14 protein-coding genes and 1 pseudogene are annotated in these 14979 nt (G+C 49.7%); 9 read left to right on the top strand and 6 right to left on the bottom strand.

What is annotated here, in order from left to right:
- Positions 1-3: 3 nt before the first annotated feature.
- A complete protein-coding gene (locus SPM24T3_RS01650; protein ID WP_009634942.1) occupies positions 4-912 on the bottom strand; it encodes a DMT family transporter in 909 nt (302 codons plus the stop codon).
- Positions 913-1098: 186 nt separating this feature from the next.
- Here SPM24T3_RS01650 and SPM24T3_RS01645 point away from each other — a divergent pair, with 186 nt between their 5' ends.
- The 3 genes from SPM24T3_RS01645 (at position 1099) to SPM24T3_RS01635 (ending at position 3252) form a co-directional block, all read left to right on the top strand.
- Positions 1099-1983, top strand: a complete 885-nt coding sequence (locus tag SPM24T3_RS01645; RefSeq protein ID WP_009634941.1) for a helix-turn-helix domain-containing protein — start codon at positions 1099-1101, stop codon at positions 1981-1983.
- A 79-nt stretch (positions 1984-2062) separates the two neighbouring features.
- A complete protein-coding gene (locus tag SPM24T3_RS01640) occupies positions 2063-2635 on the top strand; it encodes a GNAT family N-acetyltransferase (protein WP_009634940.1) in 573 nt (190 codons plus the stop codon).
- A complete protein-coding gene (locus SPM24T3_RS01635; RefSeq protein WP_009634939.1) occupies positions 2629-3252 on the top strand; it encodes a glutathione S-transferase family protein in 624 nt (207 codons plus the stop codon). Before SPM24T3_RS01640 ends, SPM24T3_RS01635 begins: the two co-directional genes overlap by 7 nt.
- Before the next feature lie 60 nt (positions 3253-3312).
- On the opposite strand, the gene SPM24T3_RS01630 is transcribed toward SPM24T3_RS01635, so the two are convergent.
- Positions 3313-4428 (bottom strand): SDR family oxidoreductase, encoded by a 1116-nt coding sequence (locus SPM24T3_RS01630; RefSeq protein ID WP_009634938.1) that lies wholly within the window; start codon positions 4426-4428, stop codon positions 3313-3315.
- A gap of 473 nt (positions 4429-4901) precedes the next feature.
- Between SPM24T3_RS01630 and SPM24T3_RS01625 the strand changes: the two genes are divergently transcribed.
- On the top strand, positions 4902-5750 hold the full coding sequence (locus SPM24T3_RS01625; RefSeq protein WP_009634937.1) for a PA4780 family RIO1-like protein kinase: 849 nt from the start codon (positions 4902-4904) through the stop codon (positions 5748-5750).
- Here SPM24T3_RS01625 and SPM24T3_RS01620 read toward each other — a convergent pair.
- The 3 genes from SPM24T3_RS01620 to SPM24T3_RS01610 all read right to left on the bottom strand — a co-directional run bounded on the left by SPM24T3_RS01620 (position 5747) and on the right by SPM24T3_RS01610 (position 8288).
- Positions 5747-6475, bottom strand: coding sequence for a substrate-binding domain-containing protein (locus tag SPM24T3_RS01620; protein WP_009634936.1), 729 nt, complete (start codon positions 6473-6475; stop codon positions 5747-5749). The genes SPM24T3_RS01625 and SPM24T3_RS01620 overlap by 4 nt on opposite strands.
- Positions 6475-7539 (bottom strand): ABC transporter substrate-binding protein, encoded by a 1065-nt coding sequence (locus SPM24T3_RS01615; protein WP_086013206.1) that lies wholly within the window; start codon positions 7537-7539, stop codon positions 6475-6477. The genes SPM24T3_RS01620 and SPM24T3_RS01615 overlap by 1 nt, the downstream gene beginning before the upstream one ends.
- A 116-nt stretch (positions 7540-7655) precedes the next feature.
- Complete coding sequence (locus SPM24T3_RS01610) at positions 7656-8288, bottom strand: LysE family translocator (RefSeq protein ID WP_009634934.1); 633 nt, start codon at positions 8286-8288, stop codon at positions 7656-7658.
- Positions 8289-8455: 167 nt separating this feature from the next.
- Here SPM24T3_RS01610 and SPM24T3_RS01605 point away from each other — a divergent pair, with 167 nt between their 5' ends.
- Both SPM24T3_RS01605 and SPM24T3_RS01600 read left to right on the top strand, forming a co-directional pair.
- Positions 8456-9292 carry a glycerophosphodiester phosphodiesterase family protein gene (locus tag SPM24T3_RS01605; protein ID WP_009634933.1) on the top strand — a complete coding sequence of 279 codons (837 nt, stop codon included), beginning with the start codon at positions 8456-8458 and terminating at the stop codon, positions 9290-9292.
- Position 9293: 1 nt separating this feature from the next.
- Positions 9294-10079 (top strand): inositol monophosphatase family protein, encoded by a 786-nt coding sequence (locus tag SPM24T3_RS01600; protein WP_009634932.1) that lies wholly within the window; start codon positions 9294-9296, stop codon positions 10077-10079.
- A 54-nt stretch (positions 10080-10133) separates the two neighbouring features.
- On the opposite strand, the pseudogene SPM24T3_RS01595 reads toward SPM24T3_RS01600, so the two are convergent.
- Positions 10134-10472: pseudogene (locus SPM24T3_RS01595) on the bottom strand (nuclear transport factor 2 family protein).
- Positions 10473-10642: 170 nt separating this feature from the next.
- On the opposite strand from SPM24T3_RS01595, the gene SPM24T3_RS01590 reads away from it, so the two are divergent.
- The 3 genes from SPM24T3_RS01590 to SPM24T3_RS01580 all read left to right on the top strand — a co-directional run bounded on the left by SPM24T3_RS01590 (position 10643) and on the right by SPM24T3_RS01580 (position 14943).
- Positions 10643-11311 (top strand): glutathione S-transferase family protein, encoded by a 669-nt coding sequence (locus SPM24T3_RS01590; RefSeq protein ID WP_009634931.1) that lies wholly within the window; start codon positions 10643-10645, stop codon positions 11309-11311.
- A 405-nt stretch (positions 11312-11716) separates the two neighbouring features.
- Positions 11717-13084: an NCS2 family permease gene (locus SPM24T3_RS01585; RefSeq protein WP_009634930.1), complete on the top strand. Its 1368-nt coding sequence runs from the start codon at positions 11717-11719 to the stop codon at positions 13082-13084.
- 212 nt (positions 13085-13296) lie between these two features.
- Positions 13297-14943, top strand: a complete 1647-nt coding sequence (locus SPM24T3_RS01580) for a Na+/H+ antiporter (protein WP_009634929.1) — start codon at positions 13297-13299, stop codon at positions 14941-14943.
- Positions 14944-14979 lie beyond the last annotated feature (36 nt).

Raw genomic sequence — 14979 nt, 5'->3', positions numbered from 1 at the left:
TGGCTAGCTCAGCACGGGCCTGGTTTTCATTCTTTCACTAAGCCAGCGCGGACGGTAGAACATCACCAGATTACCCAGCAGAATCAACGCCAGACCAATAACCGCATTGGTATGCCATTGATAACCTTCATAGAAGGTGGATACAGTCAAGGCAACCAGCGGGAATAGCAGCGTACTGTAGGCCGCCTGACTGGCTCCGATGCGGGCCACGAGTGTGAAATAAAAACCAAATGCGACTACAGAACCAAATACCGCCAGATAGACCAGCGATCCGGTGTAGCTTGCAGTCAAGTGAACGGCAAAAGAATCTCCCTGAGCCAGACTTAGCAGCAACATTACTGCGGCGCCGTAACTCATGGCGTAAGCATTGGTACTGAGCATATCCAACCCATGTTTTTTGTGTCTGGTACTGATCATATTGCCCAGAGAAAACCCGTAAGTGCCGAGCATGCTGAGGCCAATGCCTTTAAGCAGCTCCGGGGCAATGTGTGCCGCGCTAAGGTCATGCCAGAACAACATCACAATGCCGACCAACCCCAAAATAGTGGCCGGGATCAGCGCGGGTGACATTTTTTGGCGGAAGAAAAGCATGCCATTGAAGGCATTAAACAATACCGCCATTGAGAAAATAACTGATTCCAGGCCACTGCTTATATAGGCTGCCGCGTGATAAAAACAGTAAAAATTAAAGGCAAAAACACAGCACCCCTGTGCGACACAAAAAAGATGATCTTTAATCGCAATTTTACGTAAACGACGCGTGACCAGCAGAAAAATCATTAATACCGCTGCGGCCATTAAAAAACGGTAAAAAATAGAAACGGTGACCGGCACGACACCTTGTTGAAGATAGATGGCAAACCAGGTGGTGCCCCAAATCAATATTACGGAAATATACAGCAGCGCATTCATAGAGTTATCCGGCCTGAAGAGAAATAATTTTCGTTGATTATCCTTTCAGGCAATGACAGTTGCCTTTCTGTGATTGCGGTCAGTTGCATATTCTTGCGGTTTATTTTCTAAAAAGGCGGTCAATGCTCGCGCTCGACCCTGCCAAAACAGTAAACTAACGCTATTCATTCACCAGGGAGTCAGACTATGCCACGCCGCTATCAGTCGTTCGAAACGCTGACCAAGCATCATGCCACCCTGCACGACACCGTGCATTTAGGGTCTGGCATACAGTTGGCTGCCTGGTCGAATAAAAATGACTGCGTTACTCAGGAGGATCCTGATCACCACACGCTGAGTTTATACATTGCGGACGGCTATGAGTGCTATCACAAAACGCGCTCTGGCTGGCAAAATGGCGGCGGCCCGGATCGGTTTTGTCTGATGCCGAAACATAACGTTTCGAGTTGGGACGTGCGCGGTGATCTATCGTTTGTACATATGTATTTCACTGATGATCATTTGCGTAATGTGATTGAACAAACCTGGGATCGCAGTCCGGCGAATATTCTCGTAGACGAGCATGTTTTCAGCGAAGATCAGCAAATAACCCAGCTTTATCGACACTTTTTATTGAGTTGTCAGTGGCAGGAAAACAGCAATCAGCTGATGCTGAGCACCGCCACCAATCTGCTGGTAACCCATCTTGCCCGCAGTTATACCCATCTGCAGTGGGCGCTGCCAACCGTGCGCGGAGGCCTGTCACCTTCAGTGCTAAATCGCGTTAAGGAGTATATTCACGGCCATCTTGGCTCCTCGTTGCAACTGTCAGAACTGGCTGATATCGCAGGCCTTAGCGAATATCATTTTGCTCGCATGTTCAAACAATCAATGGGCGTCGCACCGCATCAGTATGTAATGAATGCGCGGTTGATCCGCGCCGAAAGTTTGTTGCGTAATACCCAGTTAGATATTACGACCATCGCGCTGGACTGCGGATTCAGTTCCCCGAGTCATTTCAGTAATCGTTATAAGTCATTGCGTGGTATTGCCCCTTCCTCACTGCGCCAGAATTCGTTGCGCAAACTCTAAATATTGTTTTCTTGCTGTCCCATTACACCCTTTTCAGTGATAGGTTATTTCAGTTTGATAAAGAAGGGTTATAACTCAAATGCCAAAATCCGCTCCGCAAATTGAAACCTCAAGATTAATCCTGCGCGGTCATGTCATTGATGACTTTAATACTATTGCCGACCTGTGGGCAGACCCGGAAATGGTACGCTTTATTGGCGGGGTGCCTTCTAGTCGCGAGGCGAGCTGGACCCGGCTTCTGCGCTATGTTGGGCACTGGCAGCTAATGGGATTTGGCTATTGGGTGATTATCCATAAAGATTCGGGCCAATTTGTTGGCGAAATCGGTTTTGCAGACTTTCAGCGAGAAATGCAGCCTTCGATGGATAACAAAGCCGAAATGGGATGGGTGCTAAGTCCGAAGTTTCACGGCAAGGGTTACGCCAGCGAAGCCGCTATGGCGGTACTGGACTGGGCCGACACCCATATTCCACGTCAGGTTTGCTGCATCATTAATCCAGAAAACGGGCCGTCTATTCGCCTGGCCGAGAAGAATGGTTTTACCCTCCAGGCAGAAACGTCTTATCAGGGCGCCAAAGTCCGTCTGTTTACCCGCCCCGTGGTTGTAAAACTAACAGCGAACATCGCTGATGGAGAAAACCGGTTATGTTGAAAATATTGGGAAAATCGACGTCGATAAATGTTCGTAAAGTGTTGTGGACCTGCCATGAACTCGGATTGGACTATAGCCATGAAGAATATGGCGGGGATTTTAAATCGACGACGACAGAAGAATTTAAGGCGCTGAATCCTAATTCTCTGGTGCCGGTAATTATTGATGACGAATATGTGTTGTGGGAATCCAATACTATTTGCCGTTATCTTGCGGGCAGAGAAGGGCGCGACGATTTGCTACCGCAGTCGCCACGCGAAAGAGCCAAAGTCGAGCAGTGGATGGACTGGCAGCTAGGCGATCTTAATAACGCGTGGCGCTATGCCTTTATGTCTCTTGCCCGGCATAGCCCGGCACACAGCGATCCCGACTTGCTTGCGGGGAGTATCAGCGAATGGAATCGTTTGATGGAAATTGTCGAGCTTCAATTGCAAAGAAGTGGAAACTATATTCTCGGCGAACGTTTTACCCTGGCAGACGTGGTGATTGGCATGTCTGTGAATCGTTGGGTTATGACTCCGATGGCTCGGCCAACCCTTTCTGCGGTGTTTTCTTACTATGAACGCCTAAATCAACGCGAGGGATATCAACTGTTTGGCCGTAATGGCAGCGTTTGATTTTAGATAATTTGCCCCTGACCGAGGCTTCGGCAGGGGCAGTAAATTAATTTTAAATAATTACTTAAAATCAACCATCATTAGCTCTGGAATAGAATAGCCACGAGTTGAACTAACGCATTTATCAATATATTGAGTAAACGGCATTGGGCGTGGAATACCTAAATCCAGCAGGCGTTTATTATCAAATTTCACATTCAACTGTGCAAAGCCGCCGTATAACTTAATGGCGCGAAGAATTATTTTATCATTACACGGACCGAGAACATCTTTGAATTGCTTCCGAATGCCGGTAAATTCTTGATAACTTATTGTCTCATACTCTTTAATAATTGCCGGCGCGTTATTCGCCTTGGCAATATATTCATCTATGGCGTAGAAAGGTGTACAAAGTTCTTCGCCAGACGAAATATGATAAAAGTCGTGTTTAATATCTTCATTCAGGCAAAGATTAACCAACGCCATTGCGCAATAATCTACCGGAATAATGTCAACTTTATCCTGAATCTGGCAGGTGAACTTTTTAAGTTTAACCGCCATTAGGAATACCCAGAAAATGCTGCTCGATGGAGCGCAACCATATTGCGTGTGGCCAACAATAATTGAAGGACGTGCCACCACGAAAGGCAGTTCCGGGCACAGTTCGCGCACGCGATTTTCCAGCTCTCGCTTGGACGCGGTATACTGCACCAAGTCTTCATTATGCGTATTATCAGGCATATTTTCATAGAAAACGCTGTCTTTGTCTGGCATCGAGGCCATAGCGGTTCCTACGTGGACAAAACGCTTCAGGCTTTTTACTTTTGCCATCCGTTGAGCAAAAGCTAAAGAGCCGTCGACATTAACGCGCCACAGTGCCGGGTTATTACCGAAAGATGCAATCGCTGCGCAGTTAATAACGTACGAAACTAATTCAATACGAGGATCTTGAACAAAATCCTCAGGTTCTCCCAGATCGCCAATTAAAATGTTTTCTTCTTTTATCGTGGCTAGCTGTGAAGGAGTTAATCCAAACTTTTCTAAATTATTTCTTATTCTTAATAATCCAGCTGCAGAGTTTTCAGCACGGACTAAAAGTAATAGGTTAAATGGATTATTTTGGTATTGGCGTAATAAATTTTCTACAACAGCACCACCAACAAAGCCGGAGGCGCCTGTAATGAGAATGCTTTGCATTTTTTAAATCTCAACGGGAGGACACACAGCTCACACTATCACCTATTTGTTAAACCATTCTTATACTGAACCTCGTGGAAAATAAACGGAGGTTAAACGGATGGTGGGAAATATGTTAGTTTAGTATTAACCTTAGTTTTACATTAATAAATATTTTTATTTAATTTTTAATATGTCCGAATTGATAGATATTAGTGATGTCGTTGCTCACTTTATTATCTTCATTGTCTTTTGCAAATTTTTCTTTATGAGCTGAAAGTCGGAATGCGGGCTCTTGACGTCGAAGTAAAATTGTCAGCTATTTTCTGTGTTCAAAAATTGCGGTAAAGATCTCTGCCTTCAACGTATGCAGTGAGGTATGACTACGATAAACTGAGGGCAACAGGCTATCCTGAAGGGTAGCAATAGCGAAGGATTAAAGGAATTTTGTGCGGGGAGATTCCCACGCGCGCATAAATAAGGTACAAGGCTGCATGAAAATCCCAAATAGAATCCAACCTCTGGTGGATGACGGCCTGATCGATGATGTGGTCCGTCGACTGAAAAGTGGCAAAGAGGCCGACGTGTACACCGTTTTATGCGGTGAGGAAATCCGCTGCGCCAAGGTTTATAAAGAAGCCACTCAGCGCAGCTTCAAGCAGGCCGTTCAGTACCAGGAAGGGCGTAAAGTCCGCAACAGCCGCAGTGCGCGCGCCATGCAAAAGGGTTCTAAGTTTGGTCGCAAACAGCAGGAAGAAACCTGGCAGACGGCTGAAGTCGATGCGCTATTCCGACTGGCCAACGCCGGTGTGCGCGTCCCACAGCCCTATATCTGCCTCGATGGTGTGCTGTTGATGGAACTTATCACCGATGGCGAGGGCTTGGTTGCACCACGTTTAAGTGATGTCACTTTTACCGAACAGGAAGCGGTAACAGGGCACGACATTATGATCCGTAATATCGTACGTATGTTATGCGCCGGAATCGTGCACGGCGATCTGTCAGAATTCAACGTGCTGCTGGACGCGCAAGGTCCGGTGATTATCGATCTGCCTCAGGCCGTGGATGCCTCTGCCAATAACCATGCAGAATCCATGTTCGAGCGCGACGTAAACAATATGACCGATTTTTACGGCCAATTTGCCCCTGAGTTGCTGAAAACGCGTTACGCCAAAGAGATTTGGGCGCTGTATGAAGAAGGCAAACTCACACCACAAAGCGTATTGACCGGCCAGTTTGCCGAAGATACTCACGCAGCCGATGTCGATTCTTTGCTGGATGAAATCACTGCTGCAGAAGACGAATACTATGATCGCCAACGTGCTCTGAAAGAAAGAGACTAAAGGTTCCTCGCAAATCCTTCCCGAAATAATATTTCCTGCGCCGCTGTGGATAACAAAAAATCTGACAGCGGGTTAGCCGCCTCGTAGCACTGCGCAAAAGCATAATCCGCCTGAATATTATAATTCTCCGGTATGTCTATCACGGCTAGGTCCTTGCACAACCTCAAACGACGCGCATAGCTGGCATAGCCGACGAACAGGTCACACTGGCCGCCACGAATCAACCACGCAGCAGCGAGCTCTCCATTTGGAACACTTTGGCTCGCCGGGCCGCCTACCAGTTTGAGTGACGATTGCTGTAAATATTCGCCCAAACCAGCATGGTGCCTTTCAAGAGTGTCGAACAGCTGCCAGGTATAATCTCCAGAAGGATCGGCAAGCGGGGTGGAAGTGCCGACTTTCAGCGCACGGTTGCCCAACAATGCCAGCCACGAGGGTTGAGCAGCGAGCAATTCTTTGCGTGCCGTCAGGCATAGGCGGTTACGGGTAAAAACCTCGACGCGAGAAGCCAGCCCGAGTGCTTTCAGGCGCTGGGGATGGGCAATATTGGCAGAAGCGAACAGATCAGGGCGCTCACCTTGCTCAATGGATTCTCTTAGCAATCCGGCAGGACCAAATCGAGTATCGACCTCAATACCGCTTTGCAGGGTAAAAGATGCCATCAGAGGTTGCCAGACTGCACGCAGGCTTCCAGCCGCCAGTACTTTAAGCGACAATCCGCTCATCAGGATTTGTTTCCGGCTTTGGTTGTAGCAGCTTCTGGGGCCACATAGTTGGTGCGATAAAATTTCTGATAATACGCATTTGCCTGTTTCTGCATATCAATGTCGCTAAACTTCTGCGGATAAAGCTTTTTCGCCATCCACAGTTCACCGATTGCCAGCGCTTCGGGCATTGGATAACCCCACGCCTTGGCGTACTCGGGCATTAAATAGACGCGATGATTTTTTACTGCATCTATGACCTGCCATTTGGGATCGCGCTCGATCTCGCCGACAACCTTTGGATAACGGTCCTGTACGAAAATAACCTGCGGATCCCAGGCGATCACCTGCTCGAGACTGACCTGTTTGAATCCTTTGACTGTTGATTCTGCGACATTAAAAGCTCCGGCATGATTCATCATCAATCCGGTATATTTGCCGGAACCATAAGTGGTGAGGTCGGGGTTAGCCATATAGACCCGAACGCGCTGCCGGGGTGAAATGGATTGCAGCCTGTCGCTGACCATTTTACGTTGCGCAAAGGTGTATTTTATCAGCTCATCAGCCTGATGCTGGCGATTAACGACTTCACCAATCAAGCGTATACCGTTTTTTAGTCCCTGGTTATAGGCCTGCTCTTCGTTGTCCATCACCGGGTTCATTTTAGCTTCCTCACCCGGTTTATCCTGACGTAAAGAGATAGCCACCACCGCGATGCCAGCCTTGGAAATCTGCTCGATCATCTCCTTTGGCGCGTAGTTGGTGACGAAAACCACCTGCGGATGCAGCGCAACCAGACTTTCTAAATCGACGTGCGTCAAATCCCCTAGAGCCGGGGTTTTAAGCAAAGCCGGATCGAGCCGCGCGTAGCCATCACCGAGCTGTTGTTTCCAATTTGCGAGCACGCCAACAATCTTGCTGCTGGCGTCTAATTGAACCAGCAAGTTAAGGGTCTGGTGTTGAAGCACGACAACCCTGTCAACCTGATCGGGAATCGTCACCTGACGCCCAAGCTGGTCAGTAACCTGTCGTGACGCCAAGGCTGAAAATGAACACCAACTCAGCGCGCCGGCGAGTACGACTATTTTGAAAGTATTAGCCCTGGTATTGGAAAGTTTTTGCAAAGTGCTCACCGAGAAACCTCAATATACGTTGTGTTTTTCAGTATATAGCGGTGAGCGCTTTATGAACATCGCAACGCTTATTTACGCCCTTCAACGAGCATTCTTACCGCCAGGCCGCTGAGCACGGTGGCCATCAGCCAGCGCTGAATCAGGGTCCACAGCGGGCGGCCAGCCAGAAATGCGGCGATATAACCGGCGGAAAGGGCGATCAGCGCATTCACACAAAAGCTAATCATAATTTGTGCGCTGCCAAGTACCATCGACTGCATTAACACATGGCCTTGTGCGGGCACGATAAACTGCGGCAGCAGGGAGAGATAAAGCACGGCCGCTTTTGGGTTCAACAAATTAGTAAACAACCCCATGGTGAAAAGTTTACGCGGGCTATCTTTTGCTAATTCGCGGACCTGAAAAGGCGAGCGGCCTCCGGGGCGAATCGCCTGCCATGCCATATACAGCAGGTAGACTGCGCCACAAAAACGCAGGGTATCGTAGGCAAAAGGCACGGCCATCAATAGCGCGGTGATGCCGAGCGCCGAGAACACCATATAAAAAACAAACCCCAACACCACGCCGCCCAGCGAGATAAGCCCGGCTTTTGGGCCTTGGCAGATAGAGCGTGAGATCAGATAAATCATATTTGGACCTGGGGTCAGGACCAGTCCAAGGGCGATGAGCATAAAAGGCAACAGGTGGGCGGCATCAGGCATGGCATTCTCCAGAAAGGTTTTAGAAAACTCACTCCGCTAGATATAGAGGTTTTGCTCAACTTTTAGCAAGCGCTTGTCATACTTTGTTCATCGTTTTTGGGTCAAACTGTCATAAAGCCGTGCAATGTTACTTTCCGGACAGGTAAAAATCGTTAACCGGAGAGGCCATGTACAGCGATACCCGAAAACTGATTTCACTGCAAAATCCCGCGGTGCTGGTTGTGGCGCATCGTGGCGTATGGACGCGCGCTCCTGAAAATTCTCTTTCCGCCCTGGAAGAAGCCATCAGCGTAGGGGCAGATATTATTGAGATCGATACCCAGACCACCGCCGATCATCAGTTAGTGGTAATGCATGACGCCTGGCTAGACAGAACCTGCGACCATCAGGGCGAGGTAGTACATATGCCGTTCTCCGAGGTGCGCCGAGCACGTCTTCGTGGCAGTGATGGCCGTGCAGGAATGGTGGTCAGCGAAGAGCGAGTGCCTCTGCTGGAAGAACTGCTCGAGGAAGCCCGTGGACGCATCATTGTCAATATTGATATCAAATTCGAGCGCGATCGTCAGCGAGTCATGGACCTGATACTGGACATGAATATTGCCGACGGCGTGCTGCTTAAAAGCAAAATCGATCTCGCGACCCAGACTTTCCCACTGGATATGACCGACAGTCAACGCCGTATTCCCTTCATGCCAATAGTTACTGCCAATTCTGGAAGCTTTGCCGAAGATTTACGAAAAATCGAGGACTTTGGCGCGCAAATAGTGGAGCTTAACTTCTCTGATTTGACGGATGTGACGGCGGCAAAAGAAGAATTAAGGCGTCTGGGGATCCGTCTGTGGGTGAATACGCTGGATGAGTCTCACCCGCTGGATTATTGTGATAGCCGCGCTCACCAGCATCCGGGAGACGTCTGGGGTACGGTGATTGAGGCGGGTTTTGGCGCAATTCAAACTGACAGCGTCAGCCAATTGCGTCGTTGGTTAAAGGATAAAGGACGTTAAAATGAAAACCGAAATTTCCGATCGCTTGCAGATTGCCAGCAAGATTGCCGCGCAGGCGGCCGAACTGGCGCTGAGCTTCTTTCACCGCCGTAGCGAGATTGACGTCAGCAGCAAACGAACCCAGGATTTTGTTTCTGAGGCTGACGTGGCGGTCGAAGAGTTTATCCGCCAACAGTTACATGAAAACTTTCCAGGCGACCCCATCATTGGTGAAGAGATGGGCGGCCATTTAAGCGATGCGGCCTGTTGGGTGATCGATCCGATTGATGGAACGTCCAATTTTTTGCGCGGCTCGCCGCTGTGGGGCGTTTCGTTGGGGCTGGTGGAGCGTCATCGGCCGGTGATAGGCGTCGTGGTGCTGCCCGTGCTTAACGAACTATTTGCAGCAGAAAGCGGCAAAGGGATCTTTCTCAACGGCAAACCTTTTACTCGAGACGATCGTTTTGCGGATATTCAAGTGCTGTCGCTGGGCGATAGTGCCGACGATCAGCTAGGCGAGGCTTCGGCATTTTATCGCGGGTTGCGCGAGGCTGACTGGTCGGTACACTGCTACCGGTGTACCACGGTGGGCATGGTGTTTGCTGCGAAAGGCGTAATAGACGGACATCTGCAACGCCGCACCACGCTGTGGGATATTGCTGGTGGCGCGGTGCTATGTCAGGAAGCTGGACTGGAAACGGTAGTTAATTTCGGTAGCGAAGGGATCCGTCATTTGTCGGTTGCCGCCGGAACACCAGCTTTGATGGCTGCCGTCAGGCCGCTTTGGCCTGACCTGGCGCCACGTTAACTTGAGCCGGGTTGGATTGAGATGTCGCAACGAAACAACCCGCCGCAAGTCTGTTTAGGCAAAGTAAAACCATGCGGTTTCAATCAAACCCTCATTCACTTCAAACACGGCAATGCTTTCAATGGGCAAATCGCCCAACCCGTGGATTTTCTCCAGGTCAAAGACTTTATTGCCTAACACGGTGCGCGAGACCAGCTCGGCCTTTAGTTTGGGATTATTGAATCTATGAGCGGCGTAGAATTCGCTAAGTTGCTGTTTCCCTTACATTGCCGGCTCGAGAGAGGGCATGCGAAAGGCAGTAAATGATTCACTAAAGCAGGAGACAAAGGTCTCAAGATCGTGTTGATTATAGGCGGCGAACTGTTTTTCAATGACGGCAGTAACATTATCCATTATCAATCCTTATTGAATTTTAATCCTATTTAAATGAATTTTTATTCAATTTGGTATTTTTGTACTTTCTTGTCAACATCATTGTGCGATAACTCCTGAATAGCTCTTGGGAGATGATCAGTAGTCTATAGTTAACAATTAATTATGATCATAACTCTGGAGTGGAATGCATGATAATCCTACATCACCTGAACAACTCGCGTTCGCAGCGAATTTTGTGGATGCTAGAAGAGTTGCAGCTGCCTTATACGATTGAGCGCTATCAGCGTGACGAGAAAACCATGCTGGCACCCGCCTCGTTAAAAAAAATTCACCCGCTGGGTAAGTCGCCGGTGTTGCAGGATGGTGACCTGATTATTGCTGAGTCGGGCGCGATTATTGAATATCTGCAAGAAACCTACGACCCGCAAAATACCCTGAAACCAGACGATGCCGCCGAGCGCCTGCAGTATCGTTACTGGCTGCATTATGCCGAAGGTTCGCTGATGCCGTTGCTGGTCATGAAGCTGATTTTTGGACGTCTGGGCAAGCCGCCGATGCCGTGGCTGATCCGCCCGATTGCGGGTGCGATCGGCAAGGGCGTACAGCAGAATTATATTGATAAGCAACTCGCTACTCATGCGACTTATCTCGAAGACCATCTCAGTAAAAATGCCTGGTTTGCTGGCGATGAATTTAGCGCAGCGGATATCCAGATGAGCTTCCCGATAGAAGCATTCGAAACCCGTGGCCCGATGGATAAATGTCCACATCTGCAACGTTGGCTGGATACCATCAAGGCCCGACCCGCTTATCAGCAGGCATTGAAGCAGGGTGGCCCCTACCAGATCGGCCGTTGATCCTGCCAATAAAGATCCTCCTCGCGGGGATCTCTAAAAAGGGATCTTTTAACGCCATGCAGCCGGGTTTTGCGCAGTAAGGAGCGTTTTAAAGTTAACCTTTCGCAACTTTTTAGTTTGAATGCCTTTAAAGTGAGCGAAAATCCGAAAAACATCGCCAAACGCAGTTGAAACTGGAGCATTAAAGGCTGGATAATCGTTTGCTTGGTCGTATCTACGATTTTTACAACCGCCGTACGCGATGAGAGTTAACCGTTTGCCCCGACTTTATGTTGATTATTCGACGATGTCTAACGCCGTTGAACAACTTCATGCATCCTTTAGTCGGGTAGGGAAGCGAACGACAAGAAACGATTTCATAATGACCACGCAGGCATTTCAGTAGCACATTCAGAGGACTCCATCATGTCTCAACACCAGTCTCAAGCGGGCGGCAGCGTGACGCCTAAAGGATCGCTTGATGCTTTCTTCTCGATAAGCGCGCGCGGCAGCAATGTTCGACAAGAGCTTATCGCAGGCCTCACGACTTTTCTGGCGATGGTTTACTCGGTCATCGTTGTTCCCTCGATGCTGGGTAAGGCCGGATTTTCTCCAACCGCCGTTTTTGTGGCTACCTGCCTGGTCGCCGGTTTTGGTTCGCTGCTAATGGGGCTGTGGGCCAATCTGCCATTGGCGATCGGCTGCGCGATTTCTCTGACCGCCTTTACCGCCTTCAGCCTGGTTATTGGCCAGCACATCAGTGTGCCAGTCGCGCTCGGTGCGGTGTTTCTGATGGGCGTGCTGTTCACTGTTATCTCCGTTACCGGTATTCGCTCGTGGATTTTGCGCAACTTGCCGACCGGCGTTGCGCACGGCACCGGGATTGGTATTGGTCTGTTTTTGCTGCTGGTAGCCGCCAACGGCGTGGGTCTGGTTATCAAGAACCCGCTGGATGGTTTACCGGTCACGCTCGGCGCTTTTACCTCATTTCCAGTGGTCATGACATTATTGGGACTGGCCGTGATTTTTGGTCTGGAAAAGCTGCGCGTGCCGGGTGGTATCCTGCTGGTGATCATTGCAATTTCTGTTATTGGCCTGATTTTCGACCCAGCGGTGAAGTATCACGGCCTGTTTGCCATGCCCTCTCTGTCGGATGCCGGGGGGCACTCGCTGTTCTTTAATCTCGATATTTTGGGCGCTATGAAAGCCGCCGTATTACCGAGCGTACTGGCTTTGGTCATGACCGCAGTGTTTGATGCAACGGGCACGATTCGCGCTGTCGCAGGTCAGGCTGACTTGCTGGATAAAGACGGGCAGATTATCAATGCCGGTAAAGCGTTGACCGCCGATTCAATGAGCAGCATTTTTGCCGGTTTGGTTGGCGCGTCACCGGCGGCAGTCTATATCGAGTCCGCGGCGGGCACGGCGGCAGGCGGTAAAACGGGTTTAACCGCTACCGTGGTCGGCGTCCTTTTCCTGCTGATGCTATTCTTGTCGCCGCTGTCTTATCTTGTTCCGGCCTATGCTACGGCCCCTGCGCTGATGTACGTTGGACTGCTGATGCTGAGCAATGTTACCAAGCTGGACTTCAGCGATTTTGTCGACGCAATGTCGGGTCTGCTGTGCGCCGTGTTTATCGTACTGACCTGTAATATCGTCACCGGCATTATGCTGGGCTTTAGCTCACTGGTGGTGGGGCGCATTTGTTCGGGAGAATGGCGTAAGTTAAATCTCGGCACCGTGATCATTGCCGTGGCGTTGGTAGTGTTTTACGCCGGAGGTTGGGCGCTTTAAATGATTTTTCACCCTTCCTCAATCAGCGAGGAAGGGTTTTTCACTCAGTCGCATTCATAATCCAACAAAATTTGTTAACAACATTTACACTTCAATTTTAAGACGTCTGCAAATTCTCTCCGCTACAAAAATGTTTTACTATCAAACTGTCGTGCAGGTTTAGCCTGCGTCCAGCTTTAAGCATTAACTAAAAACAAGAGTCTAAGGAAAGCATGGAAATATTTTTTACCATTCTGATTTTGATTCTGGTGGTGTCGCTCTCCGGTGTCGTTACCAGGATGTTACCGTTCCAGGTCCCACTTCCTCTGATGCAAATCCTCGTGGGGGCTTTGCTGGCCTGGCCTAACTTTGGTCTTCACGTCAATTTTGATCCCGATCTGTTCCTGGTGCTGTTTATCCCGCCATTGCTGTTTGCCGATGGCTGGAAAACGCCGATGCGCGAATTTTTGCACAAAGGGCGAGAAATCCTGGGCTTAGCGCTGGCATTGGTGCTGGTGACCGTCGTTGGGATTGGGTATCTGATTTATATGATGGTGCCGAATATCCCACTGGTCGCCGCTTTTGCGCTGGCTGCCGTGCTGTCACCGACCGATGCCGTGGCGCTGTCCGGTATTGTCGGTAAAGGCCGCATTCCAAAATCTATTATGGGCATCCTCGAAGGCGAGGCGCTGATGAACGATGCGTCGGGCCTGGTCGCGCTGAAATTTGCCATCGCGGTTGCTTTGGGAACGATGGTGTTTACAGTACAGGGCGCAACTGTTGAATTCCTTAAAGTGGCGGTTGGCGGCATTCTGGCGGGCGTTGCAGTCACCTGGTTGTACAGTAAATCACTGCGCATCATGAGCCGCTTGAGCGGGGATGACCCGGCTACGCAAATTGTTCTGCTGCTGTTGCTGCCTTTTGCCTCTTACCTTATTGCCGAACATATTGGTGTGTCGGGAATTTTAGCCGCCGTGGCCGCCGGGATGACCATCAGCCAGTCGGGGATTATCCGTAACGCACCGCTGGCGATGCGCCTTCGCGCCAACAGCGTCTGGGCGATGCTGGAGTTTGTTTTCAACGGCATGGTATTTATTCTGTTGGGCCTGCAGCTGCCGGGGATTCTTAAAACCTCGCTGGAATTGGCCACTCACGATACCAGCATTGAGACCTGGCACCTGTTTGCCGATGTCGGCATCATCTATTTTGCGCTATTGCTGCTGCGATTTGCCTGGTTGTGGCTGATGAAGAATTTCAGCAATCAACTGCTCAAGAAAAGGCCACTGAAATTCGGCAGTTTTTCGACGCGTGAACTGTGGGTTGCATCATTTGCCGGCGTACGCGGCGCGATTACTTTGGCCGGTGTATTGTCGATTCCTTACAGCCTGGCCGACGGTTCCGATTTCCCCTCTCGCTATCAGCTGGTATTCCTGGCAACGGGGGTGATTTTGTTCTCACTGATTGCCGGTGTGATTGCGCTGCCATTACTGCTGCGCGGGGTCGTGGTCGACAAATCATCCTATCGTGAAGAAGAACGCATGGCGCGATCGGTGGCTGCAGAAGTTGCAATCGAAAGTCTGCACAAGATGGAAGAACGCCTTGCCGCTGATTCGGAAGAGAATATCGATGAGCAAACGCTGAAAGAAATCAGCTCGCGCGTGGTGGGGAATTTGCGGCGTCGAACGGTGGGTAAAGATGATATCGAACAGGCCCTGATGCTTGAAAATCTCGAACGTCGCTTCCGTTTAACGGCACTGCGGGCCGAGCGTGGTGAGCTTTATCATCTTCGCGCGACGCAGCGAATCAGCAATGAAACGCTGCAAAAATTGCTGCACGATCTCGATCTGCTGGAAGCATTGCTGGTCGAAAAAGAAGTGTAATTTAACGCGATTAATGTGAAATCAAGATGCCCGCCG

The organism is Serratia sp. M24T3 (genome assembly GCF_000257645.1).
Lineage (GTDB): Bacteria > Pseudomonadota > Gammaproteobacteria > Enterobacterales > Enterobacteriaceae > Rouxiella.
This window is presented reverse-complemented; position numbering and strand designations above follow the sequence as displayed.